Here is a 15,378-nt window from a genome sequence, read left to right on the forward strand (position 1 = left end):
TTACAGTTTCCGTTTTAGGTAAAAAGGTTTCACCATGTATCAATGTTAACAGAAAAAAACACTAGAAAATCAGGCAAGTAATAAACTTAATCAGCATTTGAACTGCACATTTTTAGGGTAGGTTGGGTCGAGCGGAGCGATACCCAACATAATCCATGTAAACCTTTTAATTTAAAAGATAAACCAATCAATCAAACGCGATGTAAAATCACTGCTACAGACTCACACCTCGAATCTCGTACCTCGTACCTCATACCTCGCACCTCGAATCTCGTAACTTTACTCTTTCCCCATGAAGCTTGCTAACTTAAAACATTTCCCGGCTAAAGCCAATCCTACGGGGGAAAACATAGGCGCTGGGATCTAGGTTCTAGGACGCGATGTAAAATCGCTGCTACATGCTTGTAACTCGCCAACAATTAGACTGTTTTCTTTGGCTCTACAGCGAACCACATGATGAAGCCGCACTTTTTGCACGATAACAAAGATGCGCTGTCATTCGCCCAATCTAAATTCAAAAACGTCATGCCTGCGGTATTTAATTGCGCCTGACCTAGCTCGAAGTGATGATGCCCACAATGAATGCATTTTGCTTTTACGTTGTTTACTTGGTATTCGTCTGATTTTACTGCATTCACAGCACCTTTAAGGCCTTTGCCTAGCTTTGAAATAAATGACATCTGTAACCTATTTATTAATTGAGAAATTTAAGACAACCCATAAAAGAAAAAGAGAATGGTCCTTTTTGGGTGTACCTTTTTATCATACAATTGTGTTTGTAGCTAATCGAAACAAGTAGCCATACCGCGATGTAAAATAGCTGGCTTTTAATTGTTAGACGTCAGATGTTAGATTTCTGTCGAGCTGTGGGGTTGGTTAGGTCGAGTGTTCTTCTCAGCGATTTAAGCCTTGTAGGAGGTACTTTTGTGCCGAATCAAACATAAATGAGAGCGGTCAGCTTTCAGACGCGCGAAACAAGTTTCACGCCTACGGGGGAAAACATAGGCGCTAGGTTTTGGGTTCTAGGACGCGATGTAAAATCGCTGCTACCTCGTATCTCTTAACTTTACTCTTTCCCCTTGAGGCTCGCTAACTTAAAACATTTCCCGGCTAAAGCCAGTCCTACGGGAGAAACATTAGGCGCTAGGTTTTGGGTTCTAGGGCGCGATGTAAAATCGCTGCTACCTCGTATCTCGCACCTCGAATCTCGTATCTCTTAACTTTACTCTTTCCCCTTGAAACTCGCTAACTTAAAACATTTCCCGGCTAAAGCCAGTCCTACGGGAGAAACATTAGGCGCTAGGTTTTGGGTTCTAGGACGCGATGTAAAATCGCTGCTACCTCGAATCTCGTACCTCGTATCTCGTATCTCGTAGCTTTACTCTTTCCCCTTGAAACTCGCTAACTTATGGTTTCCCACTTCACACATTGGTCTTTCAGATATTATCAACCATACTTGAATAATATGATCTGTAAGTATTTAAACTAAGGTGGGTTAATGGGGTTAAAAGCGCTGTTTTTACTTGTTGTTGCTGTATTGAGTAACTCGGCTTTTAGCTGCGATAAAACCCTAAAAGTGGGGGTTAGTCAGCAGTGGGCACCTTATACATTTACGCAAAATGGTAAGCTCACCGGCATTGATATTGATGTGGTTAATTTAGTGCTAAAAGAGGCAGGGTTTTGCGCTAAATACGTTGTTATGCCTTCATCTAAACGGGGCTTTGCAGAGCTTAAGCACGGTAAAGTCGATTTACTACCCGCGGCAAGCTATAGCACCGAGCGTGACTCTTTTAGTTTCTTTTCAGAGCCATACCGTAATGAAGTAATGCGCTTGTTTTGGTACCCGCATGGCCGCTTAGAATCTTTAGACTTACAAGGATTGCTCGAACACCAGCAAGTTATTTTAACTAACAGCGGTAGTTACTTTGGCTCTGATTTTACCCATTTGAAAGAAGACGCTAAATATAAAGATCAGCTTGTTACTGTGTCATCTTTGCGTCAGCGCCTCGCTATGCTAGTTGCAAGGCGGGTCGATTTTTTTGTTGATGATGAACTAGCTGGTTTATATTTAATTCAAAAAAATAATCAGCAGGGTATCGAGCTGCATCCGTATATTGTCAATAATGACAGCGTTTATTTTATGCTCAGTGAAACAACCCTGTTAGCAGAAGACAGGGCTGCTATTAACTCAGCAATTTTAAACAACCAGCAAGCGATAACAGAGATCATCGCTCGCTATGTGAAGCACTAAACTATTCTAAACATTAAATCATCCTAAACGAGTCACGCGCAGTTTAATGCGCCCCGCATTCGCCCCATAAAAGCGGTTTAGGTCGTTGGCAAACGGGCAAAACTCACCTGATTTAGCAATACGAATATCAGCACCCTCAGCAATTTCAAACAAATGCTCGTCGTTGTTATCGATAGCGCCAATCAACGCAAACCATTGTGCGTGAGGTAAACGTCTAAACGGTTCAAGCACGGCCATTGGGATTTCTTTTACCCCAAGTTGGATATTGTCACGGTGCCATCCGGCAGGGCCGCAACTAATGCCGTCGTCATACCAAGTTTGCTCAGGATAAGGCGTAAATCGGTAAGTACCACCTTGCTCTAACATTAAGCCGGTGTGGTTGTACTTTTCGGCGCCATACACAAACACATCTTTACTTTCGTCTATGCTCAGCACCGTCATATTTTGCTTATCAAGCGCAATATGCGGGCTTAAGCCCTTAAAGCTTAAGCGAGTTTCGTCATTATACAGTACGTCGTAATGAAGGCTCTTCAACGACTCAGGGCGATAGCTTGTTAAGCGATTAATGCGCTCTGCGACTGTGTAATGAATGGTTGGCGCGAGCGTGCTTTGTTCGTTATCAACCAGTACACAGCATTCGCGATCTACCAGTTTAAACAACGGGTTAAACCAAAAATAGTTTTGCTGATGACTCAGTGCCAGCGGATCTGGGGTAACGGTTACATCATCTTGGGCAATGAGGTTACGATGCTCTGCTGGGAGCAGGGTGTTGTAATTGATATCCGCGCTGGTAAGTAAGTTTAATGCAACGGTTTGTTCTATCAGCCACTCAATCGCATAGCGCAGGCAAATGTCGGCTAAACCATCACGATAATAGCCACCACCCACATCTGAATGAGCGCCCGCAAACCAGATCTCTTGTACATGCGGTGCACTATTAATAAGTGTGGGTTCAAATGCACGGCGCTTTTCATCAAGTGCTACGCAATGAAGGGCTGCTTTTATATTGCTTGCAAGTGTGTAGTTTTCAAAAATAACGTGCTCAGCACCGCGGGTTGCTTTTGTTACTTTTGAAAAACCAATTGATGCAACGGTATCAAATACACATAAGTAAACATCATCACTAATAAGTGGCTCTAAACATTTGGCAAAGCGCCTAGCAAGAGCAGCACCTCGGCTAAAACCAGTCAGAAGTATTTTATCACCTACAGTGTAGTAGCTTTTAAAGTCGCTCATAGCACGATTTAAAATGCTGGCAACATCATCGCCTCTTGGTGCAAGGGCTTGATTGAATAAACGTCGAAAGCGGCTACCTTGGGTGCCTATACCCTGATAATAAAAGCTAAGTTGGGTTGGAAATGGTGTTTCGGGTTCGCTATTGAGTGCGCCACCAAAAAGTAAATGAAGTTTAAGAATATTAGAAATACTGGCGTCTTCTTTGAAGTGTGCAGCGCTGAATTGTTCAGCATCACGAGGTTCGCTGCCTGTGCCATCAAAGTTGAAAATCAGCGTTTTAGCGGTCATAGCGTCATTCCTTTAGTGGTTTGTATAAACATACTCCCACTTTATGAAAATTAGAAGACAAATATGCGGCGCTTTAATGAAAAATGGGCTTTGATTTTCAAAGCCCATTTATTTGCTCTTAATAAAATTAGCCGACCCTGGCTACGGTATGCTTTTGTAAAATTTCTAACAAAATCTCGTAGTCTTTTTCGATTTCGAGCAGCTTAAGTTGAATATCTTTTAGCGTATTACCTTTGCTTGCGGCCAGCACCTCTAGCTCAGTAAAGTGCTGGTGCAATTTGGCTGCGCCCACATCGCCACAGGTCCCTTTGAGTGCATGGCTGGTGGTTGCAATCGCATGGTAGTCTTTGTCTTTGATTGCTTGTGTTAGTAGCGTTATTTTTTTATGTGAGCTTTCTAAAAACATCTTACTTACTTTATTTAATAGCACTTCGTTATTCATTAAGCGGCCAAGGGCTGCTTCGCGATTCCAATGCTGTTTTTCTTCATCGATTAATTCTTCTTGATTTATAGTCGGCGACTGATTTACCTCAGGCACAGCAATCGTTTTTGGTACGGTATGATGTTTAGGGTACGTTGATGCAACCCATTTCGCTGTAGTGGTGATGAGCTTATCGGCACTGATTGGTTTTGTGATGTAGTCGTTCATACCTGCATTTAAGCACTTTTTACGCTCGCCAAGCATAGCATTGGCAGTCATGGCGATAATAGGAATGTCGCTATGGTGCTCTCCACCAGCCCCTTGACGTATTTGTGCCGCAGCATCATAGCCATTTAAAATTGGCATTTGGCAATCCATCAAAACACAATTGAATGGGTCGTCATCTGCTGCATTTGCTAATATTTCAATGGCTTGCTTACCATTAGATGCCATTTCAAAGCGCAGTGCCAAGCTCATTAACGTGCCTTTGGCGACTGCGGCATTAATATCATTATCATCAACAATGAGCACTTTTGCTCCAGCAATATCAACATCTATGTGAATTTGTGTATCAGTCTCGCGACGAAGTGGTGTTGTGTCTTGAGCTTGCAGCTCTTGGATGAGTCGTTCATCAGCCAGTTTGAGTAAAAACTCAGAGATAAGCACAGGTTTAGATAACCGCGTAAAGGCACAGTATTTAGCCTGTGGTGGTGGCTCAGTTGGGTTTATAAGCACTACTAATTTAAAGGGCAGATTATGGTCGTAAGTGTTTTCACTATAGCTATCAAGTTTTGCGAGTAACGGGTTGCCTGGCTCTAAAATCAGCGTATCAAAGGGCATGTTATCGTTAATTTCAAAGCTTTCTAGGTCAACATTCGTGAGCTGTCCACCGCAGTGAGAGATGAGTTTTGTTAGGCTTCGTTCAAGCTCTGGTTGTTTGACTGACACTGCAAACACGCTGTCTTTTAAGCGACTGCTTGGTTGGCGTTTTTCTACATGTTGGCTGTCTAATTGAATGGTAAATGTGAAGGTACTGCCTTTACCTTCGGTTGATTCAAAGGATATGTGTCCATTCAGTAAACTAGCTAGTTGCTTACATATCGATAAACCAAGCCCAGTGCCCCCATATTGTGCGGCCACACTGTTATCGGCTTGGGTAAAAGCACTAAACAATTTATTTTGGTTTTCAGGCGCAATACCAATGCCGGTATCTTGAATTGTGCAGCATAGCTCAACGTTATCATCGCTAAGTCGCTTACTCGCGGCGGTAAATTTTATAAAGCCCGTTTTAGTAAATTTGATCGCGTTATTTATTAAATTGGTAAGCACTTGTGAGTAGCGATGAGGGTCAGTAACAATCGAGCTGTACTCAACATCGGCAATATCTAAAATAAATTCAAGGTTTTTCTCTTGGGCTTTAACAGCCATACTGCCACTTAAGCTCTCAAAAAACTTGATGGGGTTAAAGGCTTTTTGGTCTAAGTCGAGTTTGCCAGCCTCAATTTTTGATAAATCAAGAATGTCATTAATGAGTACATTTAAGCTATTAACGCTTACCTCGGTCATTTCTAAATAATGTTGCTGTTGGTTACTTAATGACTCTCGTTTAATTAAATTGAGTGTGCCGATAATGCCGTTTAAGGGAGTACGCATTTCATGGCTGATATTGGATATAAAAGCGCTCTTAACTTGGCTGGCTTTTTCTAGCTGGGCAGTTCTTTGTGCAACTTTAATTTCGAGCTCGTTATTAATTTGCTTAATTTTGTCATTAGCAATTTTTTCTACGGTCGTGTCGCGAATGAGGATGGCTGTGCCGTTGTGCTGATGATGATCATTAAAAATAGCTGAAAAAGCGAGTGCTAAATGGGTCGTTTGTTGATTGGTTAACTGATAGTCGACTTCAATTTCATGTTGTTTTCTATTGGTTTTAAGGGAGCTGCAGATTTCTTTGATATTAATATTTGAAAATAGATTCAACTTGTTTATATCTGCCCCTAATACTTGCTCCCTCTGAAAACCAAACAATTCAGTGGCCGCTTTATTCCAACTAGACACAAGACCAATATCACTGACCGCAATAATGGCATCTTTTGAACCGCTAATAATGGCTGAAGACACCGCTCTTGCCTCGGCAAGCTCGCGGTTACGCTTTAAATTTCGATGCAAAAATCCAAGCACAAACACTAAAAAAGCAGAAACACCCAGCAAAAAAACATAGGTGCTGATCCTTTGCTCGCGCTCCATCGCATTAATTTCAGAGTGAGGTAGCATAATGTGGGCATCTATAAACCCGGTTTCTAAATCTCCAGTAAATGGAATGCGTTTACTTAATGCTTCGTATTGTTGCCCGCTTGCAAGGTTAGAGCTAATGCTGAGTATATTTTCTAGATAGGCGGGTTCAGATTTATACACTGAGTCCCAACGTTTGTTTGGCGCTAAGTCGCGACTAAAGCGAAAGTCTTCATTTGGGTGTACTAAAAAGTAGCCTTCGCTGTCTGTTAGGATCAATGAGTTTGGTGCTTGTACCATCGCATTAAGAGATGCAAATAGGTGAGAGGTGTTAATGTTTGCAATAATCAGCCCATAGCGCTGCATATTTTCATCAAAAATGGGTAAGGCAATACGTAGCATAGGTTTATAAGGATAGTCGAGCTTTCCATATTCTCGGTTGAGTGTTATTGCAGATAAATACATATCACCCTGTGGTAATTGCGAACTTTGCTGATAATAGTCACGGCCACTTTTATCCTGTAACTGACTATCGGCTTTTACAACTATGCCACCGGCAGCTCTGTCTACTCTGATCAGTTCTTGTCCTGCTTGTTGCGTACTGATGATACGTAATTGCTCGAACTCAGCGTTGGATTGTAAAAACGCGACAAATATCGTTTCTAAACGTTTTTTCCATTGCTTTGAGGTGGTGCTATCTAGCGGATCATTGCCATCGTTCGCAGCGGCTCTTGCAAGCCCTGCTATGGGTGGGGTGGAGTATAAAAACTGTAAATCGTTTTTGTATTTGTTAATACTCTCATGTATCTGCACATTTACGGTAGCGCTTGATTCTCTCAGTCGTTCAGCAACATTGTTATTAATATTTTTATGAAGTTGTAGCTCGAAAAAGAAGATTGCTGAGCACATAATGGCGCCGATAAAAGCAATCGCTAATGGCACTAAAAAGCGTCCTTCAGAGGTTGTCGCTTTTTTCTGGTGTAATACTTCGTAATCCATGGTTTAGCCCTCCATACCGAAAACGTGAGTCGGTAGTAAGGTTTGACTAAGCTTAAAAACTAAAACTGGGTTCAGCAAGTATGCAAACACAGCGGTTTCTCCCTTGATGCTTGGCTTGATAGAGCGCTTTGTCGGCACAGCGAATTAGCTCGTCAGTGTCGATGGCTTCATGCCCAGAAAATGTTGCGCTACCAATACTAATAGAGAGTACTCCAGAGGTTGCATGTGGGTGTTCAATGTTTAGTTCACGAATGTTTGCCAAAAGCTTATGGGCAATAAATTGTGCCCCTTGAATATCGGTGTCTGGCAATACACATAAAAATTCTTCACCGCCATAACGAATAGTAGTATCGGTTGGGCGGTTAACACTTTTTTTGATTTCATCAGCAACACGTTTTAGGCATTCGTCACCTTGTTGATGACCAAGAGAGTCGTTGTACTGTTTAAAGTAATCAATATCGAGCATTAATACCGAAAGGGCTTTATCGTTTCTGACGGCTAAACGAATGTTTTGATCAAGGGTGTTTTGTAAAAATCGTCGGTTGTTTAAACCTGTTAGGCTGTCGTGCTCACAAAGACTTTTGAGTAAATCGGCTTGTTTTTTTAAGGTCAAATGTGCTTTTACGCGATTAAGTAATGTGACGCCATAAACCGGTTTTGAGACAAAATCGACGGCGCCTGCTTGCCAGCACCTATTTTGGTCATCTTGATCCATAATAGCGGTAATAAAAATCACCGGTATATCGTTGTACTGGGTGTGTTTTTTTAATAGCTTGCAAACATCTAGGCCGCTCATAGAGCCAAGCATCACATCAAGCAGTATTAAATCTGGCTTAAGGGTTTCGCACAGGTGCAGCACGTTTTCACCGCAATCTGTGGTGTGAGTTTTATAGAAGGGCGCGAGCAAACTTTCTATTACGGTTGTATTAATTGGTTCATCATCAACAATCAAAATAACAGAATCATTAAGCTTTAAATCTGTGCTACTAGCTACCGGCTGCAAACTATTCCCTCCACGCGATGAATAAAGCATAGACCGGATTTTGGGATTTTCTACAACTTAAGAATTAAAAAATTATTTTTTATGTTGGCGTGTCTGCTGAGATAGGACTAGAGTTTTTTTAAGTACTATTTACAGAGGCGATGGGTATGCTTTTTTCTCATCATGATCATTCACACAGCAAAGTGCTTGTTGTTGATGATGAGCCGACTAGTTTGATGATAATGGCCGAGTCATTAAGTGACCTTGGTGAGATTGTTTGTTGCGATAATGGCACACAAGCAATTGAGAAAGCTGCTTTCTTTCAGCCCGATGTGATTTTGCTCGACATTGAAATGCCTGGTATGAATGGCTTTGAAGTATGTCAAAAGCTTAAAAACAACCCAAGAACCGCACAAAGTCATGTGATTTTTGTCACCTCGCATAATGAGCAAATTTTTGAATATCAGAGTTTTGCAAGCGGCGGAATTGATCTTATTCATAAACCCGTTGATTTGAACATTTGTCGCCTAAGAGTACAAAACCAGTTAAAGCTTAAACACCAAGAGGCGCAAATACTGGCTGCAAAAAATGATATTTCGACACTCGTTGCGCAAGTACCTGTGTATATATCTTACTGGTCAAATACTGAGGAAAACCTCTTTAGTAATGATGAAACCTGCCATTGGTTTTCAAAAACCAGCGAGCAAATGCTTGGTTGTTCCGCTAAAGATGTATTACCAGATGAATTGTATGAGGCTTTTCACCGCTGCTTAACTGAGGGCATAGAGCAAGAAGTTTTAAATATTCAGCTGCCTAGCCCTCGCAATAGAATTGAATATGTTCGAGCGCAAATAAATTTAAGAATAAAAGAGCAAGAGGTTGTTGGTGTCATTCTTACTCTTTCGGACATCACCTCAATTACCCATACAAAAAAACTGTTATCGAATGAGTCAGAACGTTTACGGGTTATGCTTAATTCTATTGGTGATGCCGTAATAGCTACAGATAATAATGCAATTATTAACTTTATGAACCCTATTGCTGAGCGATTAACGGGTTGGCACGCTGAAGAAGCAAAAGGACGCCATATTGAAGAGGTAATGCAACTCACTGATGCCACATCAAACAAAAAAATTATCAATCCAATTTCTGTTGCTTTAAAAGAGCAGCGCATTGTGGCGATGGCGTTAAATAGTCAATTAACCGGGCTTGATGGACGAGTTTATAGAGTCGAAGATTCAGCTGCGCCAATACGGGATATTGAAGGAAACATCATCGGCGGTATTATCGTGTTTCATGATGTCAGTGAATCAATCGCGATGGCCGTGAAAATGAGTCATTTAGCAAATCATGATTTACTAACGGATTTGCCTAATCGGGTGTTATTGCATGACAGGGTCACCCATGCATGTAAAGTTGCTCGCAGTATGAAGAAAAAAGTGGCCTTAATGCTGATTGATATCGACCACTTTAAATATTTAAACGACACCCTAGGTCATCATCAAGGCGATTTAATTATTAAGCATGTGGCTAAACGGCTTGAATCACTCATCGATTTGAATACCACGTTAGCTCGAATTGGCGGTGATGAATTTGTGATTTTATTACCTGACGTGCAGAGTACTACTGTGGTCGATGCCATTGCCAGCGATATTATTAACACCATGAATGAGCCGTTTCGTATTGATAGCCAAGAGTATATTTTATCAGTCAGTGTGGGGGTGAGTGTTAACCCTGCGGACTCTACTCAAGCAGAAGAGATGATGACTCATGCCGATGCAGCCATGTACCGTGCGAAAGAGCAGGGACGTAACCGTTTTTGCTATTACTCCGATGACTTAGAGTATCAATTTAAGCAGCGTCAAAGCGTTGAAAAGCTCTTAAGACATGCTATTGAGCAAGATAAGATTGAGGTGTTTTATCAGCCGAAACTAGCGCTCGCAACCCGGAAAATCATTGGTGTAGAAGCCTTAGTGCGACTAAGAGATAACGACAATAAACTTATTTCACCACTGGATTTTATACCCCTTGCTGAAGAAACAGGCTTGATTCATGCGCTAGGTAAGTCAGTGCTTAAGCAAAGCTGTATCGCTGCTAAAGAGTGGGCTGATAAAGGCCATAATATAAAAGTTGCCGTAAATATTGCTGCAAAACAGTTTACCGATGGTAATTTTTGTAATCTCGTTGCTGATACCATTGAACAAGCGGGGCTTGCCAGTGAACTGTTAGAGCTGGAAGTAACTGAAAGTGCGTTGATGCATGATTTTGAAGAAATAAAAATCATGCTTAATAAGCTCTCTGACTTGGGGTTAACCATTGCCATAGACGACTTTGGTACGGGCTATTCAAGTTTGTCGTATTTAAAACTCTTCCCCGTCGATGTACTCAAAATAGATCAATCTTTTGTGAGAGATATGCTCACTGATACCCAAAGTATGGACATTGTTAGAACCATCACTAGTTTAGCGCATACCTTGAATTTACAAATAGTGGCTGAAGGTATTGAAGAAAAGCAGCACTTAAATAGTTTAATCGATTTAGGCTGCGAGCTTGGGCAAGGGTACTATTTTCATAAGCCCATGCCCAAAGAAGAGTTTGATAAGCTATTAGGTTAAGCCATGGTGTGGCTGTATAGGATGCCACAGCCGATAAAGATAAGTGCAACACCGCCGATTGCTTCGGCCTTTTTGCCAACCCAGCCACTCATTACGTTACCAAGTAGTGCGCCGATGGTAACCATAATTGTGGTTGCTAGGCCTATCATAGCGGCTGCTAAGTAAATGTTTACTTTCATGAAAGCAAGGCTAATACCGACTGTCATGGCATCGATACTGGTGCCAACAGCGGTTAGTAATGTGGCAATGAAAGAGCGCTTGGTATTCGGTGCAAGTTCCTCTTCATCGTCGTCATCTTCTTTACGACTCTCAAGCAGCATATGAACACCCAAACCCACTAACAACACAAAGGCAATCCAGTGATCAAAGGCTTCAACGTAATCTGCACCGGCACTGCCAATTAGCCAGCCAACAATCGGTGCGATAGCTTCGATACAGCCAAACAATAAACCAAGCTTGATTGCACTCAGAACGCGAGGATTTTTAAGCGTACTGCCTTTGGTGATTGAAGCTGCAAAAGCATCAGTCGACATTGCAAGCGATAAAACGCTTAGAGTAATAATATTCAATTTTTGCGCCCCACAAAAAGTGGGCATTATACGCGGATGAGCTGTAAACAGGTAGGTTAATTTACGGCTCAAATAGCTAAGGAGCTTAATAAGCGCTGTACTGATAGTTATTCATTACAGTGCCATCTTTGGGTGCAAGTTTTGGCTCAAGTTTAATAAGCTCTTCATAAACATCAGGGACAAAAACTTTTATACGCTGGGCACGACGAAAGTGGTTAGGCTCATATTGGTCAACAAGTTTTAATGCGCTTGGCATATAGTCTGCAAGAGTTTGTGTGTTATAGCTTTGCTCCAGTGCTTGGTCGAGAATATCAAGCCCAGGTTTAGAAAAATCATGTGCAACTGCAAGGCTCATTAAAAACTTAACTGCTTCTTTTGAATGCATGCTTGCATAAAAATACATATCGTTGTTTTGCATGTCTTTTAATGAAAAATCAAAGCCACTATCGGCTAATGTTTGCCATTGTGCTAATGGTAACTTAGTAAATACAAAAAGATTTTCAGGTGCAGTTGGAGCGACTCTGTTTTGCCAAATAGACGTCAATTGTTGAGCGTTTTCTATTGTTGCTGCAAGCAACATATTTGTCTGGTGGGTACTGAGCTTTGCTGTTTGGGTAATCGTTGCAACAGTATTAAAGTCTTTTTCGACAAGTACTTCTTTGTAGGTTTGATACTGCGTTGAGGCTTGATATTTATAATCATTTAAATGCAAGAATTGCCAATTATGAACCTGCACAGGGTCGATTGCTTGAAGCGTATCGGGAGTTAGTAAGCCTTGTTGCGCTTCGAGCGCTTCTAATTCTTCGAGTGCTTGAGAGCGTGTTTTTATCGCTTCTAGTGAATTGATCCGCTGATCTATCGTTTCACACTCAGGAGTTATTTTTTTGGCTTGCTGTTTTTGTCTCTCATAGGCACTGAGTGCTTTTGATATTGCAGAGTTATCTTTTTCTTTACGTTTAAATGCTTGGTTATTTGGGATTAGCTTTAAATCTTTGAACTGAGAAAAAGCATCATTAGCAACTTGGTCGCCAACAAATAAAAGGCTACTCGGTAAAAATGAAGATTTAAGCATCAGTAGCCTATCGTTCTGTGTGTCGCGCACAAGCTCGCCGTGAGCTCGATAACCTTTATTTTTTAGATAACTTAGTGTTTCTAAGTGTTTGCTCTCTAGTGGCTGTACTTCGCTATTTGAGCTGCCCTTTAGGTTTACAATGGCTATATCCATCGCTGTAAATACATTTGGCTGATTAGTGGGCTCAATACCTCGTTCACTTAACAACTTTAAAATTGGTACGTTAAATTCACTCACAGCCACATCAGCAAGGTTTAAATACAGTTGTTCATCTATAAAGTCATCACTCATTGCTGTAGGCGAGCCGCCTAGCTGTGCTGTTTGAGAGATCAGTGCTGTTAAATAATCATTAGGTAAGTTGCTTTTTAAAGCCACAGCGATATCGTTAACAGTAAACTCTTTGCTGGATATTGCGTTTTCAAACTCAGTCAAACTAAGCGTATGAGCATTAGCAAGAAACAAAATAGATGGTGAAATGAGCCGTGATGGACCGATTTTAAATGGTGTTTTTAAATAGGTATTAAAATCATCGTTGTTATCTAATAGTTTGTACAATGCTGTTTTGTTTACTTGCTCAGGTAATGGAACATTAAACATCATTGAACCTGTATTTTGGCTAAGGGGTCCATTAATTGCCGTTAGTTGATTGATTGTATCTGCATCAAAATAATCAATGACCTCAAGCCCTTGCCAGCTTTTTAGTTTGCTAAAAGATGAGGCATATTGAAATTGCTGTTCTGCATTCTCTTTGATTGCGTTAATAACTAAGGTATTAAATGAACGGTAAGATATTTTCACAAGCTCTGAATAACTTAAAATATCTTCAAGAGAGTCGCCGTCTTTTAATGCTTGTTTAATCGCTGCCTCTATTTGACTGTGATCAGCTGCAGCTTGAGTGGCTTTTAAACTTTGTTGCTTACACTGGTGTTTGGCTAGCTTGAGCTTAGCCAGCTCTGATGCTTTACTATTTGGCTGGCTTGATGGTTCAAAGAAACTCGTAGCTTTCTTTTGTTCAGCGATATTAGCAGAAGATGTCGAGACTTTGTTGCTTATCGCTTCGATGGGAGTGGGTTTATCTAATATCAGGTAGGTCCCACAGGCACAAAGCCCTGCAAAAACGGTTAGTGAAATACCTTTTTTCATATTCAATCCATGGATTTATTTTGCCTGAAGTGTATGGCTTTATATTTTGATGTCAATGACATGGGGACGAAGTGCACAAATAGCCGACAAACAACTAATTTGCCGGCATTATGCTGTAGCTTAATGCAGTTTCATTTTTGGCCTAACAACGCGTAGTACTTTTTCGCTGATCCACAGTGCAAAGGTTTTTGCGCTGCCATGGATGGCACGTTGATGCATACGATAGAGCGAAATATACATAAATCGCGCTATTTTCCCCTCAATAAAAAAGCTATTACTGGTTAGGTTGCCCATTAAACTGCCTACCGTGCTGTAGCGTGACAAATTAACTAAAGAGCCATGATCACTGTAAGTAAAGGCACTGAGTGGTTGGTCTTTGAGTGTAGCTATTAGGTTTTTTTCAACACATTGTGCCATTTGATGGGCCGATTGCGCTCTGGGTGGCACTTGTGTGCCATCTTCTTGAGTAAATGCACAGCAATCACCAATCACAAATATATCGTTGTTTACGCTACTTTGCAGATATTGGTTCACCTTAATTTGGTTATTGCGGGTAAGCTCAAAGACACCAATGTCTTTAATGAAATCAGGGGCTTTTACACCCGCAGCCCAAACCATGATATCGGCTTTTATATGTTCATCGTTTTTGGTGATAAAGCTGTTTTCTGTGGCTTCTTTTACTTGCGTGCCTTCGCGTACTGTTACCCCTAATTTAACCAGTTCACGCTTAGCTGAGTTTGCAATACGCTCTGGTAACGCGGGTAAAATTCGCGGCCCTGCTTCAATTAAATCAATGTGTAAGCGTTTAGCGGTCATTTTATTCAGGCCATACATTTTCAGCATGTCTGATACATGATAAAGCTCTGCCGACAGCTCAACCCCGGTTGCACCACCCCCGACTATGGCAATGGTTAAAGAATGTTGTGGGTCGTCATCTTGATGTAAGCGGGTGAAGTTATCGAGTAGAGCATGCTGAAAGCGCTCAGCTTGTTGGTTTGAATCAAGGTAAAAACAGTGCTTGTTAACACCTGGGGTATTAAAGTCGTTACTAACACTGCCAATGGCAAGTACAAGGTAGTCATAACTGACTTGGCGCTCAGGTAAAATGCGGTGGCCAAGTTCGTCTTTTAACTCGCTTAAAGTAATGGTTTTGTTGGTTTGATCTAAGTGGCAAAAGCTGCCGAGTTGAAAATTATAATGATGTTTTGCTGCATGAGCTGAGTATACAACGCCGTCTAAATCGGCATCAATCGACCCTGTCGCTACTTCATGAAGTAACGGCTTCCAAATATGGCTGCGGTTTTTATCGATTAAAAGTATCTCTGCTTGGCGTTTTTTCCCGAGTTTGTGTCCTAATTGTGTTGCTAGCTCTAAGCCACCAGCGCCACCACCGACTATCACGATTTTAGGAGGTTGGTTAATCATTACGTTGCCCTCAAAAGTATAATACCTAAACACTCTTGCGAAAAAGCGCTTAGGTATTGCAAGTCCATCCTTCAATACCCCATGGCAACGTGCTCATTGTGCGCCTTTTTGATGATTTTGTCAGTACCAGTTAAGAACTATATAGTGC

The 15,378-nt window shown here is 41.3% G+C and carries 9 protein-coding genes; 2 read left to right on the forward strand and 7 right to left on the reverse strand.

The annotated features are described in order from the left end of the window. Positions 1 to 419: 419 nt before the first annotated feature. The gene (locus C2M25_RS16725; protein ID WP_063704025.1) at positions 420 to 680 is read right to left on the reverse strand and encodes a zinc ribbon domain-containing protein; all 261 of its coding nucleotides are present in this window, start codon (positions 678 to 680) and stop codon (positions 420 to 422) included. An 818-nt stretch (positions 681 to 1,498) separates the two neighbouring features. Between C2M25_RS16725 and C2M25_RS16730 the strand changes: the two genes are divergently transcribed. Beyond that, positions 1,499 to 2,251, forward strand: coding sequence for a substrate-binding periplasmic protein (locus tag C2M25_RS16730; protein WP_105181627.1), 753 nt, complete (start codon positions 1,499 to 1,501; stop codon positions 2,249 to 2,251). An 18-nt stretch (positions 2,252 to 2,269) separates the two neighbouring features. Here C2M25_RS16730 and C2M25_RS16735 read toward each other — a convergent pair whose 3' ends face one another. From C2M25_RS16735 to C2M25_RS16745, 3 genes are all read right to left on the reverse strand, one after another. Further along, entirely contained in the window at positions 2,270 to 3,775 is a 1,506-nt protein-coding gene (locus C2M25_RS16735; protein ID WP_105173732.1) for a phospholipase effector Tle1 domain-containing protein, read from the reverse strand. A gap of 127 nt (positions 3,776 to 3,902) precedes the next feature. Continuing rightward, on the reverse strand, positions 3,903 to 7,424 hold the full coding sequence (locus C2M25_RS16740) for an ATP-binding protein (protein WP_105181628.1): 3,522 nt from the start codon (positions 7,422 to 7,424) through the stop codon (positions 3,903 to 3,905). A gap of 52 nt (positions 7,425 to 7,476) precedes the next feature. Beyond that, positions 7,477 to 8,427, reverse strand: a complete 951-nt coding sequence (locus C2M25_RS16745) for a GGDEF domain-containing response regulator (protein WP_233999090.1) — start codon at positions 8,425 to 8,427, stop codon at positions 7,477 to 7,479. Positions 8,428 to 8,573: 146 nt separating this feature from the next. Here C2M25_RS16745 and C2M25_RS16750 point away from each other — a divergent pair, with 146 nt between their 5' ends. Then, positions 8,574 to 11,021, forward strand: a complete 2,448-nt coding sequence (locus tag C2M25_RS16750; RefSeq protein ID WP_063704035.1) for a two-component system response regulator — start codon at positions 8,574 to 8,576, stop codon at positions 11,019 to 11,021. Here the strand turns inward: C2M25_RS16750 and C2M25_RS16755 are convergent. The 3 genes from C2M25_RS16755 to C2M25_RS16765 all read right to left on the reverse strand — a co-directional run bounded on the left by C2M25_RS16755 (position 11,018) and on the right by C2M25_RS16765 (position 15,230). Continuing rightward, positions 11,018 to 11,590, reverse strand: coding sequence for a manganese efflux pump MntP (locus C2M25_RS16755; protein WP_062564755.1), 573 nt, complete (start codon positions 11,588 to 11,590; stop codon positions 11,018 to 11,020). The two genes, C2M25_RS16750 and C2M25_RS16755, sit on opposite strands and share 4 nt — an antisense overlap. Positions 11,591 to 11,675: 85 nt before the next feature. Beyond that, the gene (locus tag C2M25_RS16760; protein WP_105181629.1) at positions 11,676 to 13,805 is read right to left on the reverse strand and encodes a hypothetical protein; all 2,130 of its coding nucleotides are present in this window, start codon (positions 13,803 to 13,805) and stop codon (positions 11,676 to 11,678) included. 120 nt (positions 13,806 to 13,925) lie between these two features. After that, positions 13,926 to 15,230 (reverse strand): NAD(P)/FAD-dependent oxidoreductase, encoded by a 1,305-nt coding sequence (locus tag C2M25_RS16765; protein WP_105181630.1) that lies wholly within the window; start codon positions 15,228 to 15,230, stop codon positions 13,926 to 13,928. Between the last annotated feature and the right edge of the window lie 148 nt (positions 15,231 to 15,378).

Origin of the sequence: Pseudoalteromonas sp. T1lg21 (assembly GCF_002964625.1) — a bacterium.
Taxonomy (GTDB): domain Bacteria; phylum Pseudomonadota; class Gammaproteobacteria; order Enterobacterales; family Alteromonadaceae; genus Pseudoalteromonas; species Pseudoalteromonas gelatinilytica.

Excerpts from the sequence above, each read along its gene's own strand:
- C2M25_RS16725 (WP_063704025.1), bottom strand. The coding sequence starts at position 680 with ATGTCATTTATTTCAAAGCTAGGCAAAGGCCTTAAAGGTGCTGTGAAT.
- C2M25_RS16730 (WP_105181627.1), top strand. The coding sequence starts at position 1,499 with ATGGGGTTAAAAGCGCTGTTTTTACTTGTTGTTGCTGTATTGAGTAAC.
- C2M25_RS16735 (WP_105173732.1), bottom strand. The coding sequence starts at position 3,775 with ATGACCGCTAAAACGCTGATTTTCAACTTTGATGGCACAGGCAGCGAA.
- C2M25_RS16740 (WP_105181628.1), bottom strand. The coding sequence starts at position 7,424 with ATGGATTACGAAGTATTACACCAGAAAAAAGCGACAACCTCTGAAGGA.
- C2M25_RS16750 (WP_063704035.1), top strand. The coding sequence starts at position 8,574 with ATGCTTTTTTCTCATCATGATCATTCACACAGCAAAGTGCTTGTTGTT.
- C2M25_RS16760 (WP_105181629.1), bottom strand. The coding sequence starts at position 13,805 with ATGAAAAAAGGTATTTCACTAACCGTTTTTGCAGGGCTTTGTGCCTGT.
- C2M25_RS16765 (WP_105181630.1), bottom strand. The coding sequence starts at position 15,230 with ATGATTAACCAACCTCCTAAAATCGTGATAGTCGGTGGTGGCGCTGGT.